At 72.4% G+C, this 18,771-nt stretch carries 13 protein-coding genes and 2 pseudogenes; 14 read left to right on the top strand and 1 reads right to left on the bottom strand.

The window, feature by feature from the left end:
* Positions 1 to 120: 120 nt before the first annotated feature.
* From ABT041_RS31985 to ABT041_RS32005, 5 genes are all read left to right on the top strand, one after another.
* Positions 121 to 1,476: a nitrate/nitrite transporter gene (locus tag ABT041_RS31985; protein ID WP_351191062.1), complete on the top strand. Its 1,356-nt coding sequence runs from the start codon at positions 121 to 123 to the stop codon at positions 1,474 to 1,476.
* Between the two features lie 84 nt (positions 1,477 to 1,560).
* On the top strand, positions 1,561 to 2,694 hold the full coding sequence (locus ABT041_RS31990) for a uroporphyrinogen-III synthase (RefSeq protein ID WP_351191064.1): 1,134 nt from the start codon (positions 1,561 to 1,563) through the stop codon (positions 2,692 to 2,694).
* A gap of 393 nt (positions 2,695 to 3,087) precedes the next feature.
* Positions 3,088 to 5,367, top strand: coding sequence for a HelD family protein (locus tag ABT041_RS31995; RefSeq protein ID WP_351191066.1), 2,280 nt, complete (start codon positions 3,088 to 3,090; stop codon positions 5,365 to 5,367).
* A gap of 398 nt (positions 5,368 to 5,765) precedes the next feature.
* Positions 5,766 to 7,172, top strand: a complete 1,407-nt coding sequence (locus tag ABT041_RS32000; RefSeq protein ID WP_351191068.1) for an NAD-dependent malic enzyme — start codon at positions 5,766 to 5,768, stop codon at positions 7,170 to 7,172.
* Between the two features lie 358 nt (positions 7,173 to 7,530).
* Complete coding sequence (locus ABT041_RS32005) at positions 7,531 to 7,812, top strand: HU family DNA-binding protein (RefSeq protein ID WP_015033921.1); 282 nt, start codon at positions 7,531 to 7,533, stop codon at positions 7,810 to 7,812.
* A gap of 182 nt (positions 7,813 to 7,994) precedes the next feature.
* On the opposite strand, the gene murA is transcribed toward ABT041_RS32005, so the two are convergent.
* Positions 7,995 to 9,335, bottom strand: coding sequence for a UDP-N-acetylglucosamine 1-carboxyvinyltransferase (gene murA / locus ABT041_RS32010; RefSeq protein WP_351191071.1), 1,341 nt, complete (start codon positions 9,333 to 9,335; stop codon positions 7,995 to 7,997).
* A gap of 278 nt (positions 9,336 to 9,613) precedes the next feature.
* On the opposite strand from murA, the gene ABT041_RS32015 reads away from it, so the two are divergent.
* The 9 genes and pseudogenes from ABT041_RS32015 (at position 9,614) to ABT041_RS32055 (ending at position 18,769) form a co-directional block, all read left to right on the top strand.
* Positions 9,614 to 10,174, top strand: coding sequence for a YqgE/AlgH family protein (locus tag ABT041_RS32015; RefSeq protein WP_351191073.1), 561 nt, complete (start codon positions 9,614 to 9,616; stop codon positions 10,172 to 10,174).
* Between the two features lie 30 nt (positions 10,175 to 10,204).
* Entirely contained in the window at positions 10,205 to 10,492 is a 288-nt protein-coding gene (locus ABT041_RS32020; RefSeq protein ID WP_015033918.1) for a DUF3039 domain-containing protein, read from the top strand.
* Between the two features lie 235 nt (positions 10,493 to 10,727).
* Positions 10,728 to 11,396: pseudogene (locus ABT041_RS32025) on the top strand (extracellular solute-binding protein); the annotation flags it as partial.
* Between the two features lie 17 nt (positions 11,397 to 11,413).
* Positions 11,414 to 11,628 (top strand): annotated as a pseudogene (locus ABT041_RS32030) (carbohydrate ABC transporter permease); the annotation flags it as partial.
* A 4-nt stretch (positions 11,629 to 11,632) separates the two neighbouring features.
* On the top strand, positions 11,633 to 13,267 hold the full coding sequence (locus tag ABT041_RS32035) for a beta-N-acetylhexosaminidase (protein ID WP_351191075.1): 1,635 nt from the start codon (positions 11,633 to 11,635) through the stop codon (positions 13,265 to 13,267).
* Between the two features lie 225 nt (positions 13,268 to 13,492).
* On the top strand, positions 13,493 to 14,368 hold the full coding sequence (locus ABT041_RS32040) for an FAD binding domain-containing protein (RefSeq protein ID WP_351191077.1): 876 nt from the start codon (positions 13,493 to 13,495) through the stop codon (positions 14,366 to 14,368).
* The gene (locus ABT041_RS32045) at positions 14,365 to 15,834 is read left to right on the top strand and encodes a (2Fe-2S)-binding protein (protein WP_351191079.1); all 1,470 of its coding nucleotides are present in this window, start codon (positions 14,365 to 14,367) and stop codon (positions 15,832 to 15,834) included. Before ABT041_RS32040 ends, ABT041_RS32045 begins: the two co-directional genes overlap by 4 nt.
* Positions 15,831 to 18,137, top strand: coding sequence for a xanthine dehydrogenase family protein molybdopterin-binding subunit (locus ABT041_RS32050; RefSeq protein ID WP_502976632.1), 2,307 nt, complete (start codon positions 15,831 to 15,833; stop codon positions 18,135 to 18,137). Before ABT041_RS32045 ends, ABT041_RS32050 begins: the two co-directional genes overlap by 4 nt.
* Positions 18,138 to 18,232: 95 nt before the next feature.
* Positions 18,233 to 18,769 carry a hypothetical protein gene (locus tag ABT041_RS32055; RefSeq protein ID WP_351191081.1) on the top strand — a complete coding sequence of 179 codons (537 nt, stop codon included), beginning with the start codon at positions 18,233 to 18,235 and terminating at the stop codon, positions 18,767 to 18,769.
* Positions 18,770 to 18,771: the final 2 nt, after the last annotated feature.

The following is an 18,771-nucleotide window of genomic DNA, read 5'->3' on the forward strand; positions in this document are numbered from 1 at the left end:
CAGGGCTCGTACGCGCCGGGTGAGAGCAAGGTTCCGTCACCGTCACCTCACGGCACCGGCCTGAAACGCGCCCTTCCTAGCGTCGGTCGCATCAGGGATCCGACTCCGTGGAGGTGCGAGATGGGTGGCCGCTGGATCGAACGCTGGGAACCGGAGGACGAGACCTTCTGGCGGGAGAAGGGCGAGAAGATCGCCCGGCGCAACCTGGCCTTCTCCGTGCTCTCCGAACACATCGGCTTCTCCGTCTGGAGCCTCTGGTCGGTCATGGTCCTCTTCATGGGCCCGCAGTACGGGGTCGACCCGGCCGGCAAGTTCTTCCTGATCGCCACCGCGACCTTCACCGGCGCGCTGATCCGGATCCCGTACACCTTCGCCGTCGCCCGCTTCGGCGGCCGGAACTGGACCGTCTTCAGCGCCCTGCTGCTCCTGCTGCCCACCGCCCTCGCCTTCACGGTGATGGAGCCCGGCACCTCGTACACCACCTTCGTCCTCGTGGCGGCGCTCACCGGTGTCGGCGGCGGCAACTTCGCCTCCTCCATGACCAACATCAACGCCTTCTTCCCGCTCCGGAAGAAGGGCTGGGCCCTCGGCCTCAACGCCGGCGGCGGCAACATCGGCGTCCCCGTCGTCCAGCTCGTCGGCCTCCTCGTCATCGGCACCGCCGGGGCACTGCACCCCCGGATCGTGCTCGGCGTCTACCTGCCGCTGATCGTCGTCGCCGCCGTCTGCGCCGCGCTCTTCATGGACAACCTCGCCCCCGTCAAGAACGACACCGGCGCCGCGAAGGAGGCCGTGAAGGCCCGGCACACCTGGATCATGGCCTTCCTCTACATCGGCACCTTCGGCTCCTTCATCGGCTACAGCTTCGCCTTCGGCCTCGTCCTCCAGACCCAGTTCGGCCGCACCCCGCTCCAGGCCGCCTCGCTCACCTTCATCGGCCCGCTGCTCGGCTCCCTCATCCGGCCCGTCGGCGGCACCCTCGCCGACCGGCACGGCGGCGCCCGCATCACCCTGTGGACCTTCGCCGCGATGGCCGCCGCCACCGCCGTCGTGATCTACGCCTCCGTGACCGAGTCCCTCGCCGTCTTCCTCGTCGGTTTCATCGGGCTCTTCGTCCTCAGCGGCCTCGGCAACGGCTCCACGTACAAGATGATCCCCGCGATCTTCCTCGCCCAGGGACACCGCAAGGGCCTCGCCGGCGAGGCCGCCGAAGCCTACGGACGACGGCTCTCCGGGGCCTCCATGGGCCTCATCGGCGCCGTCGGCGCGCTCGGCGGACTCGGCATCAACCTCGCCTTCCGCCAGTCCTTCCAGACCGCCGGCACCGGCACCGCCGCCTTCGTCGCCTTCCTCGCCTTCTACGCGGCCTGCATGGTCGTCACCTGGGCGGTATACCTTCGGGCCCCGGCCGCCGTCCCCGAGACCGCCGCCGCGGTCACGGAGCCGGAGCCCCGGTCCGGCTACGCCCGGGTGTGACCCCTCATGCCCGGCACGGACCGTAACGACCAGGAAATACGGGCGAACCGAGACCGTCACGCGTCCCCGTCAGGCTCAGGCCCCATGGACGAGCAAGAACACGGCCCCCTCGCAGGCTTCACCGTCGGCGTCACCGCGGCACGCCGCGCCGACGAGCTGATCGCGCTGCTGCGGCGGCGCGGTGCGGCCGTCGTCCACGGCCCCGCGCTGCGCATCGTCCCCCTCGCCGACGACACCGAACTCCTCGCCGCCACCAAGGAACTCATCGGCCACGCCCCGGACGTCGTCGTCGCCACCACGGCGATCGGCTTCCGGGGCTGGATCGAGGCGGCGGAGGGGTGGGGGTACGGGGAGGAGCTCATCGACGTGCTGCGCCGCGTCGAACTCCTCGCCCGCGGGCCCAAGGTCAAGGGGGCCGTACGGGCCGCGGGGCTCACCGAGTCCTGGTCGCCCTCCTCGGAGTCCATGGCCGAGGTCCTCGACCGGCTCCTCGCCGAAGGCGTGGCGGGGCGCCGGATCGCGCTCCAGCTGCACGGGGAGCCCCTGCCGGGCTTCGTGGAGGCCCTGACGGCCGGCGGCGCCGAGGTCGTCGGCGTCCCCGTCTACCGCTGGATGCCGCCCGAGGACCTCGGGCCGCTCGACCGGATCCTCGACGTGACGCTCGCGCGGGGCGTCGACGCGATGACCTTCACCAGTGCGCCGGCCGCCGCCTCGCTCTTCTCCCGGGCGGCGGAACGGGGGGTACGGGACCAGCTCGTCGCCGCGCTCCGGCACGACGTGCTCGCGGTGTGCGTGGGGCCCGTGACGGCGCTGCCGCTCCAGGCGGAGGGCATCGACACCTACCAGCCCGAGCGCTTCCGGCTGGGGCCGCTCGTCCAGCTCCTCTGCCGGGAGCTTCCCGGGCGGGCACGGGTCCTGCCGGTCGCCGGCCACCGCGTCGAGATCCGCGGGCAGGCGGTCCTCGTGGACGGCGCCCTGCGGCCCGTCCCGCCGGCCGGGATGGCCCTCCTCGGCCTCCTCGCCCGCCGGCCCGGCTGGGTGGTCTCCCGCGCCGACCTCCTCCGGGCGCTCCCGGGGGCGGGGCGGGACGAGCACGCCGTGGAGACGGCGATGGCGCGGCTGCGTACGGCCCTCGGGGCGCCGAAGCTGATCCAGACGGTGGTGAAAAGGGGCTATCGGCTGGCGCTGGACCCGTCAACGGAGAAGTACGACAGCTAGCCCCCCCGTTGTGGGCATGCGTTCCCGCTGGGGCGGAACGGGTGGGCACAACGGAACGGCGCCCATGCCGGCGCCAGAGGCTTACGCGCCCTGACCCGCACCCCGTGTGCACCGCCGCTCGGGGTGCGGGTCCAGGCTCGGAACGCGGAGGCGCCGCTGAGGGCGCCGTCCCGCGTGCCCACCCGTCCCTCCCCCTAGGACTTCGTCCTGGGGGGACCCCCATGCGGGACGATTGCCCACACGGCAGCGGGGCACCGCCCGCCCGGGCGCGGGCCTGCACACGGGGCGTGGGCTGGGGGGCCGTCCGCCTCGGTGTGGGTTCGCGCCTGACACGGTGCCCCCTCGTGGCGTACGCTCGACGGCTGCCCAGTGCACGTGAGAAGGGGGCCTTAGGTGGCCGCGCAGGAAGCCGTGGACACGGTCAGAGACCGTGAGATCGGTGTCGAGCAGGAACATCTGGATCAGGTCTACCGCCGTCTGGAGGAGAAGATCCACGAGGCGGAGTTCCTGATGAACGACGCCGCCCAGCGGGGCCAGGTCGGCACGCCCGGCGCCCTCGCCGAGCGTGACGCCCAGGTCTTCCGGGCCGGTATCCACCTCAACCGGCTCAACAACGAGTTCGAGGACTTCCTCTTCGGTCGCATCGACCTGCTGTACGGCAAGGACGGGAAGAAGGGACCGGACGGGGCGTACACGTCCGTCGAGCCCGCCGAGGACGCCGTCCGTCCCGACAACACCGCCGAGATCGGTGAGACCCTGCACATCGGGCGCATCGGCGTTCTCGACTCCGACTACGCGCCCCTCGTGATCGACTGGCGCGCGCCCGCCGCCGCGCCCTTCTACCGGTCCACCCCCGTCGACCCCGGCCGCGTCGTGCGCCGTCGCGTCATCCGCTCCAAGGGCCGCCAGGTCCTCGGCGTCGAGGACGACCTCATGCGTCCCGAGCTGCGCGCCACCCTCGACGGCCGCGAGCTGCCGGTGATCGGCGACGGCGCCCTGATGGCCGCCCTCGGCCAGGCCCGCAGCCACACCATGCGGGACATCGTCTCCAGCATCCAGGCCGAGCAGGACCTGGTCATCCGGGCGCCCGCCGCCTCCGTGACGTACGTCGAGGGCGGGCCGGGGACGGGGAAGACGGCGGTCGCGCTGCACCGGGCCGCCTACCTGCTCTACCAGGACCGGCGGCGCTACGCCGGCGGCATCCTCATCGTCTCCCCGACCCCGCTCCTCGTCTCGTACACCGAGGGCGTCCTGCCCTCCCTCGGCGAGGAGGGCCAGGTCGCGATCCGCGCCGTCGGCTCGCTCGTCGACGGCGCCGAGGCCACCGCCTACGACGAGCCCGCCGTCGCGCGCGTCAAGGGCTCCTCCCGCATGGTGCACGTGCTCCGGAAGGCGGCCAGGGGCGCCCTGGAGAGCCCGGACGCCCCGCAGCTCCTGCGCGTCGTCGCCTTCGGGCGCCGGCTCGAGCTCGAGGCCGACGAGCTCCGCCGCATCCGGCACAACGTCCTCGGCGGCACCGCCCCCGTCAACCTGCTGCGGCCCCGTGCCCGCAGGCTCCTCCTCGACGCGCTCTACGCCAAGTCCGGCGCCGCGGGCCGGCACAGCGACCCCGAGCTCGCCGCCGAACTGCGGTCCTCCTTCGACGAGGACGTGTCGACCGAGGACTCGTTCCTGGGCTTCCTCGACGCCTGGTGGCCCGAGCTCACCCCCCGCCAGGTCCTCGACGCCATGGCCGACGAACGGCGGCTCGGGCGCTGGGCCCGCCGGATCCTCAACCCGGGCGAGGTGCGGCGGCTCGCGCGTTCGCTGCGCCGCCGGGAGCTCTCCGTCCACGACGTCGCCCTCCTGGACGAGCTCAACACCCTGCTCGGCGCCCCGGCCCGGCCCCGGAAGAAGCGGGAGTACGACCCGCTGGACCAGCTCACGGGCCTGGAGGAGCTGATGCCCGTACGGGAGGAGACCCAGCGGGAGCGGGCCGAGCGGCTCGCCGCCGAGCGCACCGAGTACGCGCACGTGATCGTCGACGAGGCCCAGGACCTGACGCCCATGCAGTGGCGGATGGTCGGGCGGCGCGGCCGGCACGCCACCTGGACGGTCGTCGGCGACCCGGCGCAGTCCTCCTGGTCGGACCCGGACGAGGCAGCGGAGTCCCGCGACGAGGCCCTCGGCTCCCGGCCGCGGCGCCGCTTCGAGCTCACCGTGAACTACAGGAACCCGGCGGAGATCGCCGAGCTCGCCGCCAAGGTCCTCGCGCTCGCGATGCCGGGCAAGGAGTCGCCGCGCGCCGTCCGCTCCACGGGCGTCGAGCCCCGCTTCGTACCGGTGCCGGAGAAGGGTGATCTGGCCGAAACCGTACGTTTGGAAGCGGAGCGGCTCCTCACCCAGGTGGACGGAACCGTGGGTGTCGTCGTCGCCATGAACCGGCGCGAGGAGGCCGCGCGCTGGCTCGCCGGGCTCGGCGACCGGGTCGTGGCGCTCGGCTCCCTGGAGGCGAAGGGTCTCGAGTACGACGCGACGGTGGTCGTCTCGCCCGCCGAGATCGCGGACGAGTCCCCGGCCGGCCTGCGGGTGCTGTACGTGGCCCTCACCCGGTCGACGCAGGCGCTCACGGTCCTCGCGGGCGGCCGGGACATGCCGGACGAGGCGGGGGTGCCGGACCTGCTGCGGGACTGAGCGGGTCGACTCCCGGCCGGTCACGGCCGCCGATTTCAGGTCAACCTGTGGCGCTGGAATCACCAGGCAGGGTGGTTTGTTAGCCTTGTCGTGGCACCGGCTCGATCCAAGCCCCCGGGCCCAACCTTCGTCCCTCAGAGGGACCACTTGCCGCGAGGCGAGCATGGCGGGTCGGTGCCACTTAGACGTACGTACAAAGTTGAGGCCCCTGTCACCTCCGGTGACGGGGGTCTCTTCAGTTTTTCCGACAGTTCTCGTATGGTGGAAACTACTTTCCGAAAACAAAATGACCGCATTACCTGCTACCGGCAGGTAGGTGCGACCATCGGAGGGCGCCGCCAGGCAACCAGCCGGGGCGGCGTAGCAACGAAGCTCAGGGAAAGCAGAGGAACTCGGCCATGGCAACGGCGCCCAGCGTCTCGTACTCGATGACGGTCCGGCTGGAGGTTCCCGCCAGCGGAACCGCGGTCTCCCAGCTCACCACGGCGGTGGAGTCCCACGGCGGATCCGTCACCGGCCTCGACGTGACCGCCTCCGGCCACGAGAAGCTCCGCATCGACGTCACCATCGCCGCGACCTCCACCGCGCACGCCGACGAGATCGTCGAGCAGCTGCGCACCATCGAGGGCGTCGTCCTCGGCAAGGTCTCCGACCGTACGTTCCTGATGCACCTCGGCGGCAAGATCGAGATGGCGTCGAAGCACCCCATCCGCAACCGTGACGACCTCTCCATGATCTACACCCCGGGCGTCGCCCGCGTGTGCATGGCGATCGCCGAGAACCCCGAGGACGCCCGCCGCCTCACCATCAAGCGCAACTCCGTCGCGGTCGTCACCGACGGCTCCGCCGTCCTCGGCCTCGGCAACATCGGCCCGATGGCCTCGCTGCCCGTCATGGAGGGCAAGGCCGCCCTCTTCAAGCGCTTCGCCGGCATCGACGCCTGGCCGATCTGCCTCGACACCCAGGACACCGACGAGATCGTCGCGATCGTCAAGGCGATCGCCCCCGGCTTCGCGGGCATCAACCTGGAGGACATCTCCGCGCCCCGCTGCTTCGAGATCGAGGCCCGGCTGCGCGAGGCCCTCGACATCCCCGTCTTCCACGACGACCAGCACGGCACCGCCATCGTCGTCCTCGCCGCCCTCACCAACGCGCTGCGCGTGGTCGGCAAGGGCATCGGCGACGTACGGGTCGTCATGTCCGGTGCCGGCGCCGCCGGTACGGCCATCCTCAAGCTGCTGATCGCGGCGGGCGTGAAGCACGCCGTCGTCGCCGACATCCACGGCGTCGTGCACGCGGGCCGCGAGGACCTGGTCGACGCCGCCCCCGGCACGCCGCTGCGCTGGATCGCCGACAACACCAACCCCGAGGGCGTCACCGGCACCCTCAAGGAGGCCGTCGTCGGCGCGGACGTCTTCATCGGCGTCTCGGCCCCGAACCTGCTCGGCGCGGAGGACGTCGCCGCCATGGCGGAGGGCGCCATCGTGTTCGCGCTCGCGAACCCCGACCCGGAGGTCGACCCGGCCGCCGCGCGGCAGACCGCCGCCGTCGTCGCCACCGGCCGCTCGGACTTCCCGAACCAGATCAACAACGTGCTGGTCTTCCCGGGCGTCTTCCGCGGTCTGCTCGACGCCCAGTCCCGTACGGTCAACACGGAGATGATGCTGGCGGCGGCCACCGCCCTCGCCGACGTGGTCACCGAGGACGAGCTCAACCCGAACTACATCATCCCGTCGGTCTTCAACGACAAGGTCGCCGGCGCCGTCGCCGGAGCCGTCCGGAACGCGGCGAAGTCCACCGTCTGACGCGGCGAAGCCCCCGGCCCCGGGCGCGGCGCCCGGGCGCCGCTGACGGCGCGTCGCGATTCGCGGAGCCGTAAACCCGCCTTTAGGGTGGCGTTTCGGCTCCGCGCGGTTTTCGCGGCGTCGACAGAACGTCACCACCACGGGGCTCGGGCGCTTTTCGTGTGACCCGCGGGGGTGCCGGATTGGCGTTCCCGCCGCTGGTGGGGGCAGGATGCGTGTTTGGGCGCGAGGGTCTGTCGTCTGACCCGGGTCCGGGGACTGTCCGAGGGCCCTGGCAGCATCGGCTTCGCTGTACCCAATCGCGCGGCTTCCGCCGCGTGGCACGCCTCACAGGCAAGAAGAACACGGGAGTAACAACATGAACCGCAGTGAGCTGGTGGCCGCCCTGGCCGACCGCGCCGAGGTGACCCGCAAGGACGCCGACGCCGTGCTGGCCGCTCTCGCCGAGACCGTCGGTGAGGTCGTCGCCAAGGGTGACGAGAAGGTCACCATCCCCGGCTTCCTGACCTTCGAGCGCACCCACCGTGCCGCTCGCACCGCTCGTAACCCGCAGACCGGCGACCCGATCGACATCCCGGCCGGCTACAGCGTGAAGGTCTCCGCGGGCTCGAAGCTCAAGGAAGCCGCCAAGGGCAAGTAAGGCTGCCTAGAGGCGCAGAAAGGGCGGCCACCCTGTCAGGGGGTGGCCGCCCTTTCGTTCGTGCCTGTACGGGGCCGTGACGCCTTACGCGCCTGTACGGGCCCGTGGGCCTCGCCCGCCGGTGCGGGCCCGTGACGCCTCACAGGGCCCGGCGCCGGGCCCTGTGAGGCGGGTGGGGCCGGTCAGACCAGCGCGCTGCCCGGCAGCTCGACCTTCGCGCCCAGCTCGACGAGCTTCTCCATGAAGTTCTCGTAGCCGCGGTTGATCAGGTCGATGCCGTGGACCCGGCTCGTGCCCTGCGCCGCGAGGGCCGCGATCAGGTACGAGAAGCCGCCGCGCAGGTCGGGGATGACCAGGTCGGCGCCCTGGAGCCGGGTCGGGCCCGACACGACCGCCGAGTGCAGGAAGTTCCGCTGGCCGAAGCGGCAGTCGGAGCCGCCCAGGCACTCGCGGTACAGCTGGATGTGGGCACCCATCTGGTTCAGCGCGGAGGTGAAGCCGAGCCGGGACTCGTACACCGTCTCGTGGACGATGGAGAGGCCGGAGGCCTGCGTCAGGGCCACGACCAGCGGCTGCTGCCAGTCCGTCTGGAAGCCGGGGTGCACGTCCGTCTCCAGGTGGATCGCGTTGAGCGAGCCGCCCGGGTGCCAGAAGCGGATGCCCTCGTCGTCGATCTCGAAGGCGCCGCCGACCTTCCGGTACGTGTTGAGGAAGGTCATCATCGAGCGCTGCTGGGCGCCGCGCACGTAGATGTTGCCCTCGGTCGCCAGCGCCGCGGACGCCCAGGAGGCCGCCTCCAGGCGGTCCGGGAGCGCCCGGTGGGTGTAGCCGTCGAGGCGGTCGACACCGGTGATCCGGATGGTCCGGTCGGTGTCCATGGAGATGATCGCGCCCATTTTCTGCAGGACGCAGATCAGGTCCTCGATCTCGGGCTCCACGGCCGCGTTCGACAGCTCGGTGACGCCCTCGGCGAGGACGGCCGTGAGCAGCACCTGCTCGGTCGAGCCGACCGAGGGGTACGGCAGGCGGATCTTGCAACCGCGAAGGCGCTGCGGGGCCTCCAGGTACTGCCCGTCGGCGCGCTTCTCGATGGTCGCGCCGAACTGGCGGAGCACGTCGAAGTGGAAGTCGATGGGCCGGCCGCCGATGTCGCAGCCGCCCAGGCCCGGGATGAAGGCGTGGCCGAGGCGGTGCAGCAGCGGGCCGCAGAAGAGGATCGGGATGCGCGACGAGCCGGCGTGGGCATCGATGTCAGCGACGTTCGCGGACTCGACGTGCGTCGGGTCGAGGACGAGCTCGCCGGGCTCCTCGCCCGGGCGGACCGTCACTCCGTGCAGCTGGAGCAGCCCGCGGACGACGCGGACGTCACGGATGTCGGGAACGTTGCGCAGGCGGCTGGGGCCGCTGCCGAGCAGGGCGGCGACCATCGCCTTGGGCACGAGGTTCTTCGCGCCGCGGACGCGGATCTCGCCCTCCAGCGGGGTGCCGCCGTGGACAAGCAGGACATCGTCTGTGCCGGTCATGAATCTCGCGTTCCGAAAGTGGGGTCCGACGGGTGGCCAGTGAAAAGGGTAAGGGGCCATGAGACCCCGAACGGGTGCCTCATGGGGGCTGTCAGATGTAATGAATTCGGCACAACACCCTCTGTTCCCGTGATCTTGCGGAGCGTTACCGTCCGCTTGTCCCCGAGGGGCGGCCGGGCACCGCGGCCCCTCCGTCCCGGACCGCGGTGGTCCCCGCCTTCCCGCCATCACGTCCCACAACCCCCCGCGAACGCCGAAGATGCGGGATCATGTGTCGCATGACCGAGGTGTCCTCGCTCACAGGACGGCTGCTCGTGGCCACCCCCGCGCTGGCGGACCCGAATTTCGACCGCGCGGTGGTCCTGCTGCTCGACCACGACGACGAGGGCTCCCTCGGCGTGGTCCTCAACCGGCCCACGCCCGTCACCGTCGGCGACATCCTCGCCCCCTGGGCCGCCCTCGCCGGCGAACCCGGGGTCGTCTTCCAGGGCGGCCCGGTCTCGCTCGACGCGGCCCTCGGCGTCGCCGTCATCCCCGGCGACGAGGGCCCGCTCGGCTGGCGGCGGGTGTACGGCGCGATCGGCCTGGTCGACCTGGAGACCCCGCCCGAGCTGCTCGGACCCGCGCTCGGCTCGCTGCGGATCTTCGCCGGATACGCGGGCTGGGGCCCCGGCCAGCTGGAGTCGGAGCTCGGCGACGGAGCCTGGTACGTGGTCGAGTCGGAGCCCGGCGACGTCTCCTCGCCGCACCCCGAGACGCTCTGGCGGCAGGTGCTGCGACGGCAGCGCGGCGAGCTCGCGATGATCGCGACGTACCCGGACGACCCGTCCCTCAACTGAGGGCCACGGCTTTCAGTACCCTTGGCGGTTATGAGCACTCTCGAGCCCGAGCGCGGGGCAGGTACGGGAACCCTCGTCGAGCCGACGCCGCAGGTGTCCCACGGTGACGGCGACCACGAGCGCTACGCCCACTACGTCCAGAAGGACAAGATCATGGCGAGCGCCCTCGACGGCACGCCCGTCGTGGCGCTGTGCGGAAAGGTCTGGGTACCGGGGCGCGACCCCAAGAAGTACCCGGTCTGTCCGATGTGCAAGGAGATCTACGACTCCATGGGCGCGGGCGGCGGCGACAAGGACAAGGGCGGCAAGGACAAGTGACGCGGTCCTGACGCCGGGGGCGGCCCCCGTCGTGCGTACTCCGGTACGTGCGGCGGGGGCCGTTTCGCGTCTCCGGGCCGGTCGGTGCGGCCGGCGCGCTCGATCCGCTCCTTCTGGCCGATGTGGTTCAGACCTCTTGTGGGCCCGCCGGGGGCGCGCCTAACCTCTCGCGTGTTGTGCAGTGCGAAACGACCGTTGCGCATGTTGCAACGCACGCATTCGGAGGGGGTTCCGCATGACGTCCGAGCAGTCCGCCAGGAAGCTGCCGGCCCGCCTCACGGCCCCGGCCGCCACACCCCTGCTCGCCGGCCTCACCACCACCGCCTGCGCGCCCCGGACGTCCGGCGGCACCGCCACGGCCGACAGGAAGAGCGGAACCCTGCGCGTCTGGCTCTTCCGGGAGGTGGGCGACCAGCCCGAGGAGAAGGTCGTCCAGGAGGCCGTCGCCGCCTTCGAGAAGCGCCACGCGGGCGCGAAGGCCGAAGTCGAGTACATCCCCGTCGAGACCCGCGCCCAGCGCGTCAAAGCCGCCTTCGACGACCCCACGTCGGCGCCCGACCTCATCGAGTACGGCAACACCGACACCGCCGGATACGTCCACGACGGCGGACTCGCCGACATCAGCGCCGAGTTCGCCGCCTGGGACGAGGCCGGGGACACCGACCCCACCGCCAGGCAGTCCGTCACCGTCGGCGGCGAGGTCTACGGCGCCCTGCCCTTCGTCTGGGCCGCCGGCGGCGAACTCGCCACCGCGCAGGGCGACTCGTACGAGGCCGCCGTCGACAGCGAGGCCCCCCGCAGGGGCATCGCCACGTACACCTCGCTCTTCGGCGACGACAACTGCCCGGCCGTCAAGTGCGCGCAGATGGGCGGCATCGCCACCGTCACCGCCTTCGCCTCCGGCAACAAGATCGGCGTCCGACCTGGAACGGCTTCCTCTTCGCGAAGTCCTTCCTCATCGGCGACACCTCGCAGTCGACCCTGCCGATGGGCTGCTCGTCTTCTTCGAGCCCGACGAGAACGACTGGGGAGGAATCATGGCCGGGTCGACCGTGATGACGATCCCGGTGCTCGTCTTCTTCGTACTCGTACAGCGCCGCCTGGTCTCTGGACTGGGCGGGGCGGTGAAGGACTGACGCGATGACCCACCCCATGGACCTGATCCCCGCGCCCGTACGGGTCGAGGGGCCGTACCGCTGCGGCTTCGTCCTCGACTCCAGGACCACCCTGAGCGCCGCCCCCGGCACCGAGACCACCGAACGCTGGCTGCGCACCACCCTCGGCGCCGCCTTCGCGCTTCCGCTCCGGGCGACCGACGACGAGAACGCCACCCACAGCATCCGGCTGCGCATCGACGACACCCTCGCCCCCGAGGCGTACCGGGTCCACGTCGTGATCGACGAGGTCGTCGAGATCACCGGCGGCGGGCCCGCCGGAGTGTTCTGGGGCGCGCAGACCCTCCGGCAGCTCCTCGGTCCCGAGGCCTTCCGCAAGGCGCCCGTGAAGGCGAAGCCGACCGCCGTCCTGGTGGCGCAGACCATCGAGGACGCACCCCGCTTCGGCTGGCGCGGCCTCCTCCTCGACGTCTCCCGGCACTTCCTGCCCAAGGACGACGTCCTGCGCTACCTCGACCTCCTCGCCGCCCACAAGCTCAACGTCCTCCACCTCCACCTCACCGACGACCAGGGCTGGCGCATCGAGATCGAGCGCCGCCCGAAGCTCACCGAGGTCGGCTCCTGGCGGGCCCGTACCAAGTGGGGGCACCGGGCCTCGGAGCTCTGGACCGAGACCCCCCACGGCGGCTTCTACACCCAGGACGACATCCGCGAGATCGTCGCCTACGCCGCCGAGCGGCACATCACCGTCGTCCCCGAGATCGACCTCCCCGGCCATGCACAGGCCGCCATCGCCGCCCACCCCGAGCTCGGCAACACCGACGTCGTCGACACCGCCGCCCTCACCGTCTGGGACACCTGGGGCGTCAACCCCAACGTCCTCGCCCCGACCGAGGCCGTCCTCCGCTTCTACGAGGGCGTCTTCGAGGAGGTCCTCGACCTCTTCCCGTCCACCTTCGTCCACGTCGGCGGCGACGAGTGCCCCAAGGACCAGTGGAAGGCCTCCCCGGCCGCCCGGGCCCGCATCGAGGAGCTGGGCGTCGGCGACGAGGAAGGACTCCAGTCCTGGTTCATCCGCCACTTCGACCGCTGGCTCGCCGCCCGCGGAAGGCGCCTGATCGGCTGGGACGAGATCCTGGAGGGCGGCCTCGCCGAGGGCGCGGCCGTCTCCTCCTGGCGGGGGTACGCGGGCGGGATCGCCGCCGCCGAGGCCGGCCACGACGTCGTCATGTGCCCCGAACAGCACGTCTACCTCGACCACCGTCAGGCACCGGGCGAGGACGAGCCCATGCCCATCGGATACGTCCGCACCCTGGAGGACGTCTACCGCTTCGAGCCCGTCCCGCCGGGCCTCACGCCCGAGGCCGCCGCCCACATCCTGGGAACCCAGGCCAACGTCTGGACCGAGGTCATGGAGAACCGCGCCCGCGTCGACTACCAGGTCTTCCCGCGCCTCGCCGCCTTCGCCGAGGTCGCCTGGTCCGCGCTGCCCGCGCCGGAGGCGCGCGACCACGCCGACTTCGAGCGCCGCATGCACAGCCACTACCGGCGCCTGGACGCCCTCGGAGTCGACTACCGCCCGCCCGCCGGACCCCACCCGTGGCAGCGGCGCCCCGGGGTGGTCGGCCGGCCCCTGGAGGGCACGCCCCCGAACGTGTGAGAGACCCGACGTCACCCGGTCACCCAAGAGCGGCGAAAGGGAAGTTACCGTCGCTCACAGGGCGTCCCGGACGGAACAGTCCTTCGCGGACCCTCGCGCCGGACTCCTCGGAAGATGTGCCAGAGTTGCCACGTCCGGCCTGTGAGCACGTACGGTACGCCCACACGCAGGCGCGACGGCCGGGCACAGTCGGGGACCACCGGGACACCGGGAAGGGGCAGCGGGTTGACCACGCACGCACCACAGACGGCGCAGTCCGTGACGCTGCCCGCCTCGCTCGACGAGGCCGTGGCAGCGCTCACGGCCATGCCGGCCGCCGTCCCCGTCGCCGGCGGCACCGACCTCATGGCCGCCGTCAACAAAGGCCAGCTCCGCCCCGCCGGACTCGTCGGCCTGAGCCGCATCAACGAGATCCGCGGCTGGCAGTACCAGGACGGCCACGCGCTCCTCGGCGCGGGCCTCACCCACGCCCGGATGGGCCGCCCCGACTTCGCCGCCCTCATCCCGGCCCTCGCCGCCGCCTCCCGCGCGGCCGGGCCGCCCCAGATCCGCAACGCGGGCACCCTCGGCGGCAACATCGTCACCGCGGCGCCCACCGGCGACTCGCTGCCCGTCCTCGCCGCCCTGGAGGCCGACCTCGTCGTCCTCGGACCGCTCGGCAGCCGCGAGATCCCCGTCTCCCACCTCCTCGCGGGCCGCGACCTGCTCGCCCCCGGCGAGCTCGTCGGCTTCGTCCGCGTCCCGCTCCTGCACGCCCCCCAGGTCTTCCTCAAGGCCACCGGCCGCACCGGCCCGGCCCGCGCCACCGCCTCCGTCGCCGTCGTCCTCGACCCGGCCCGGCGGGGCGTGCGCTGCGCGGTCGGCGCCGTCGCGCCCATGCCGCTGCGGCCCCTGGAGGCCGAGCGCTGGATCGCCTCGCTGGTGGACTGGGACAACGAGCGCGGGCTGGCCCCGGAGGCGCTCGCGGCCTTCGGCGAGTACGTCGCCGCCGCCTGCATCCCGGACCCGCCGGGCGACGAACAGTTGCCCCCGGCCGTACTGCACCTGCGGCGCACGGTCGCCGCACTCGCCCGACGGGCACTGGGGAGGGCACTGGCATGAGCGACGAGCACACGGGTCAGACGGGCGGCTGGGAGCCGCTGCCGCAGAGCGAGGGCTACGACGGAGACGCGACCGCCTTCGTCCAGCTGCCGCCCGACTTCATGCTGGACGGCGTCCCCCTGGAGGCGCCGGGCCACGGCTACGTACCGCCGATGATCACCCCGCTCCAGCCGCTCACCCCGGCCGCGGCGACGGACCCGTCGGCGACGGGCTCGTGGACGGTGCACGTCCCGACGGAGGCGCAGCAGACGCAGTACTTCGAGGGCGGTGAGTACGGGGAGCAGGACGGAACCTTCCAGGGCGTCGAGCACTTCCATCCGCCCGCGTACGTCGAGCACGCCGTGGAGCACGTCGAGCACGTCGAGCACGTCGAGCACGTGGAGCACGTCGAGCACGTGGAGCACGTCGAGCACGTGGAGCACGTCGAGCACGTGGAGCACGTCGAGCACGTGGAGCACGTCGAGCACCTGGGCCACGCCGAGCCCGACCCGCACGCGACGGCCGAGTGGCGTTTCGAGGAGGCGGTGGCTCCGGCCGCGGACCCGGGGGCCACGGGGCAGTGGCAGATCCCGGCGGAGGCGGTGGCGGCGCAGCCGGAGGAGGCGTCGGCGCCTGGCATGCCCGCCTCGCCCGCCTCGTACCCCGAGGCTCCGGCGACGCTGCCGGGCGGTGCGGCGGCGCCGTGGGCGCTCCCGGAGGAGCCGGAGGCCGTATCGGAGCCCGTGCCGGAGGTCGTACCGGATCCGGTCCCGGATCGCGTCCCGGAGGCCGTACAGGAGTCGGCCCCCGCGGCGCCCGCGGACGCCCTGGAGGCCGTACCGGAGGCCGTACCGGAGGAGACTCCCGAGCCTTCCCCCGCCCCCGTGGTGGTGCCGCCCGTCGACGCGTCCACGGACAGCGACGAGCACCCGCACACCTCGTACACCCTGCGGGTCAACGGCACCGACCGGCCCGTGACCGGTTCCTGGATCGGCGAGTCGCTGCTCTACGTCCTGCGCGAGCGCCTCGGCCTCGCCGGGGCCAAGGACGGCTGCTCGCAGGGCGAGTGCGGCGCGTGCAACGTGCAGGTCGACGGCCGGCTGGTCGCCTCCTGCCTGGTGCCCGCGGCGACCACCGCCGGGAGCGAGGTGCGGACGGTCGAGGGCCTCGCGGTCGACGGCGAACCCTCGGACGTGCAGCGGGCGATGGCGAAGTGCGGCACCGTCCAGTGCGGCTTCTGCATCCCCGGCATGTGCATGACCGTGCACGACCTCCTGGAGGGCAACCACGCCCCCTCGGAGCTGGAGACCCGCCAGGCCCTCGCCGGCAACCTCTGCCGCTGCTCCGGCTACCGGGGCGTCCTCGACGCCGTCCGGGACGTCGTCGCCGAGCGGGAGGCGGCCGCCGCGGCCGCCGCGCCCGAGGCCGGCGACGAGGCCCGTGTCCCGCACCAGATTCCCCACCCGCACGACGGAGGCATGGCGTGAGCAGCGACGCGACCACCGCCGCTCTGGACACCCCCGGTCAGGAGCAGCCCGCGGCACACGGCCTCGGCACCTCGCTCCCGCAGGCCGAGGCGCGCGCGAAGACCGAGGGCACCTTCCCGTACGCCTCCGACCTGTGGGCCGAGGGGCTGCTCTGGGCCGCGATCCTCCGCTCGCCGCATCCGCACGCCCGGATCGTGTCGATCGACACGTCGGCGGCCGAGGCCATGCCGGGCGTACGGGCCGTGGTGACGGCCGCGGACGTGCCGGGCGCGGCGACGTACGGGCGCAGGGTCGCCGACCGGCCGGTCTTCGCGTCCGACCTGGTACGGCACCACGGCGAGGCCCTCGCGGCCATCGCCGCCGACCACCCGGACACGGCGCGGCTCGCGACGGCGGCGATCGCCGTCGAGTACGAGGTCCTCGAACCCGTCACGGACCCGGAGAAGGCGTTCGCGGCGGAGGCGCTGCACCCCGACGGGAACCTGATCCGGCACATCCCGCTGCGCTTCGGGGACCCGGAGGCGACGGGCGAGGTCGTCGTCGAGGGCCTGTACCGGATCGGCCGGCAGGACCCGGCGCCGATCGGCGCGGAGGCGGGCCTCGCCGTGCCGCGCCCCGACGGCGGCGTGGAGATCTACACGGCCTCCACCGACCCGCACACCGACCGCGACCTGGCGGCGGCCTGCTTCGGGCTCGCGCCGGAGCAGGTCAAGCTGGTCGTCACCGGCGTCCCGGGCGCGACGGGCGACCGCGAGGACCCGGGCTTCCAGATCCCGCTGGGGCTGCTCGCCCTGCGCACCGGCTGCCCGGTCAAGCTCACCGCCACGCGCGAGGAGTCCTTCCTCGGCCACGCCCACCGCCACCCGACCCTGCTGCGCTACCGCCACCACGCGGACGCGGAGGGCCGGTTGGTGAAGGTCGAGGCGCAGATCCTGCTCGACGCGGGCGCGTACGCGGACTCCTCGTCGGAGTCGCTCGCGGCGGCGGTGGCCTTCGCGTGCGGCCCGTACGTCGTTCCGCACGCCTTCGTGGAAGGCTGGGCGGTCCGCACCAACAACCCCCCTTCGGGCCATGTCCGGGGCGAGGGCGCGATGCAGGTGTGCGCGGCGTACGAGGCGCAGATGGACAAGCTGGCGGCGAAGCTGGGCGTGGACCCGGCGGAGCTGCGCATGCGGAACGTCATGGCGACGGGCGACATCCTGCCGACGGGCCAGACGGTGACCTGCCCGGCCCCGGTGGCGGAACTCCTCGCGGCGGTAAGGGACTTCCCGCTCCCCCCGCTCCCCAAGGACACCCCGGAAGGCGACTGGCTGCTGCCCGGCGGCCCGGAGGGCGCGGGCGAACCCGGCGCGGTGCGGCGGGGCGTGGGCTACGCGCTGGGCATGGTGCACATGCTGGGCGCGGAGGGCACCGACGAGGTCTCGACGGCGACCGTGCGGGTCATGGACGGGGTGGCGACGGTCATCTGCTCGGCCGTGGACACGGGTTCGGGCTTCTCCACGCTGGCCCGCCAGATCGTGCAGGAGACGCTGGGCATCGACGAGGTGCACGTGGCACCGGTCGACACGGACCAGCCCCCGGCGGGCCCGGCGGCCCACGGCCGCCACACGTGGGTCTCGGGCGGTGCGGTGGAACGCGCGGCGAAGATGGTCCGTACGCAACTGCTCCAGCCGCTGGCCCACAAGTTCGGCATGTCGACGGAGCTGCTCCAGATCACGGACGGCAAGATCACCTCGTACGACGGCGTCCTGTCGACGACGGTCACCGAAGCGATGGACGGCAAGGAACTCTGGGCCACGGCCCAGTGCCGCCCGCACCCGACGGAGCCGCTGGACGAGTCGGGCCAGGGCGACGCGTTCGTCGGCCTCGCCTTCTGCGCGATCCGCGCGGTGGTGGACGTGGACATCGAACTCGGCGCGGTACGCGTGGTGGAGATGGCCGTGGCCCAGGACGTGGGTCGCATCCTGAACCCCGCGCAGCTCGCCGCACGCATCGAGGCGGGCATCACCCAGGGCGTCGGCGCGGCCCTCACGGAGAACCTCCGCACGGCCCGCGGTCTGGTCCGGCACCCCGACTTCACGGGGTACGCACTCCCGACATCCCTGGATGCCCCGGACATTCGCATCGTGAAACTCGTCGAGGAACGCGACGTGGTGGCGCCCTTCGGCGCGAAGGCGGCGAGCGCGATCCCGGTGGTCACCGCACCGGCCGCGGTGGCCTCAGCGGTACGCGCGGCAACGGGCCGCCCGGTCAACCGCCTCCCGATCCGCCCCCAGGCGGCGGTCGCCGTGCCCAATTCGTAACCACCCGATGTCCGTTGCTTGTGCAACCCGGAGGTGCGTTCTGTCCGTCGTCTTGACTACGATGAAGTCCTGACTTGTCGAACGGGGAGGCGGCTATGGCGGAGGCGACGGACAGTGGTGGAGCGGTGAACGCGGCGCTCTCCCTCGTGCCCCTGATAGGCGGCGCTGTCGGTGCGGCCGCGAGCATGGCCGTGGAGGTGAACGAGCTGGCGCACCTCAAGGACCGCGTGGACGCGCTGCTCACAGGGTTCGAGGAGTCGAACGCCGGACCGGGCAAGATCGGCGACGACTGGCTGGAGGAGGCCGCCCTCGCGGGCCCGGGGTTCCACGAGGCGGGCTACCTCTTCTCCAGCTACGCCGTCGTACGGGATGAACTGCTCAAGTTCTCCAAGGTTCTGGGACTCCAGATGGAGAGCATGAAGATCGCGATCGACCTCTCCAAGAGCGGGTACGAGAACATCGACGACGACATCCGTGCGCGGATGAGGTCGCTCAACACACAGATCACCGATCTGCAGCGCTCCGGCGAGGAGAAGGGGAACGCCCAGCACACCATGGGCGGCACCTCTGCGGAGGCTCCGAGGGCCGACGTGCCCGCAGGGGGCGGCGACGCGCAGGGTGATTTCCAGTGAAC

The organism is Streptomyces sp. NPDC002825 (assembly GCF_040295385.1).
Lineage (GTDB): Bacteria > Actinomycetota > Actinomycetes > Streptomycetales > Streptomycetaceae > Streptomyces.

Excerpts from the sequence above, each read along its gene's own strand:
- ABT041_RS31990 (WP_351191064.1), top strand. The coding sequence starts at position 1,561 with ATGGACGAGCAAGAACACGGCCCCCTCGCAGGCTTCACCGTCGGCGTC.
- ABT041_RS32055 (WP_351191081.1), top strand. The coding sequence starts at position 18,233 with ATGGCGGAGGCGACGGACAGTGGTGGAGCGGTGAACGCGGCGCTCTCC.
- ABT041_RS32015 (WP_351191073.1), top strand. The coding sequence starts at position 9,614 with ATGACCGAGGTGTCCTCGCTCACAGGACGGCTGCTCGTGGCCACCCCC.
- ABT041_RS32000 (WP_351191068.1), top strand. The coding sequence starts at position 5,766 with ATGGCAACGGCGCCCAGCGTCTCGTACTCGATGACGGTCCGGCTGGAG.
- ABT041_RS32035 (WP_351191075.1), top strand. The coding sequence starts at position 11,633 with ATGACCCACCCCATGGACCTGATCCCCGCGCCCGTACGGGTCGAGGGG.
- murA (WP_351191071.1), bottom strand. The coding sequence starts at position 9,335 with ATGACCGGCACAGACGATGTCCTGCTTGTCCACGGCGGCACCCCGCTG.
- ABT041_RS32005 (WP_015033921.1), top strand. The coding sequence starts at position 7,531 with ATGAACCGCAGTGAGCTGGTGGCCGCCCTGGCCGACCGCGCCGAGGTG.
- ABT041_RS32020 (WP_015033918.1), top strand. The coding sequence starts at position 10,205 with ATGAGCACTCTCGAGCCCGAGCGCGGGGCAGGTACGGGAACCCTCGTC.
- ABT041_RS32045 (WP_351191079.1), top strand. The coding sequence starts at position 14,365 with ATGAGCGACGAGCACACGGGTCAGACGGGCGGCTGGGAGCCGCTGCCG.
- ABT041_RS31985 (WP_351191062.1), top strand. The coding sequence starts at position 121 with ATGGGTGGCCGCTGGATCGAACGCTGGGAACCGGAGGACGAGACCTTC.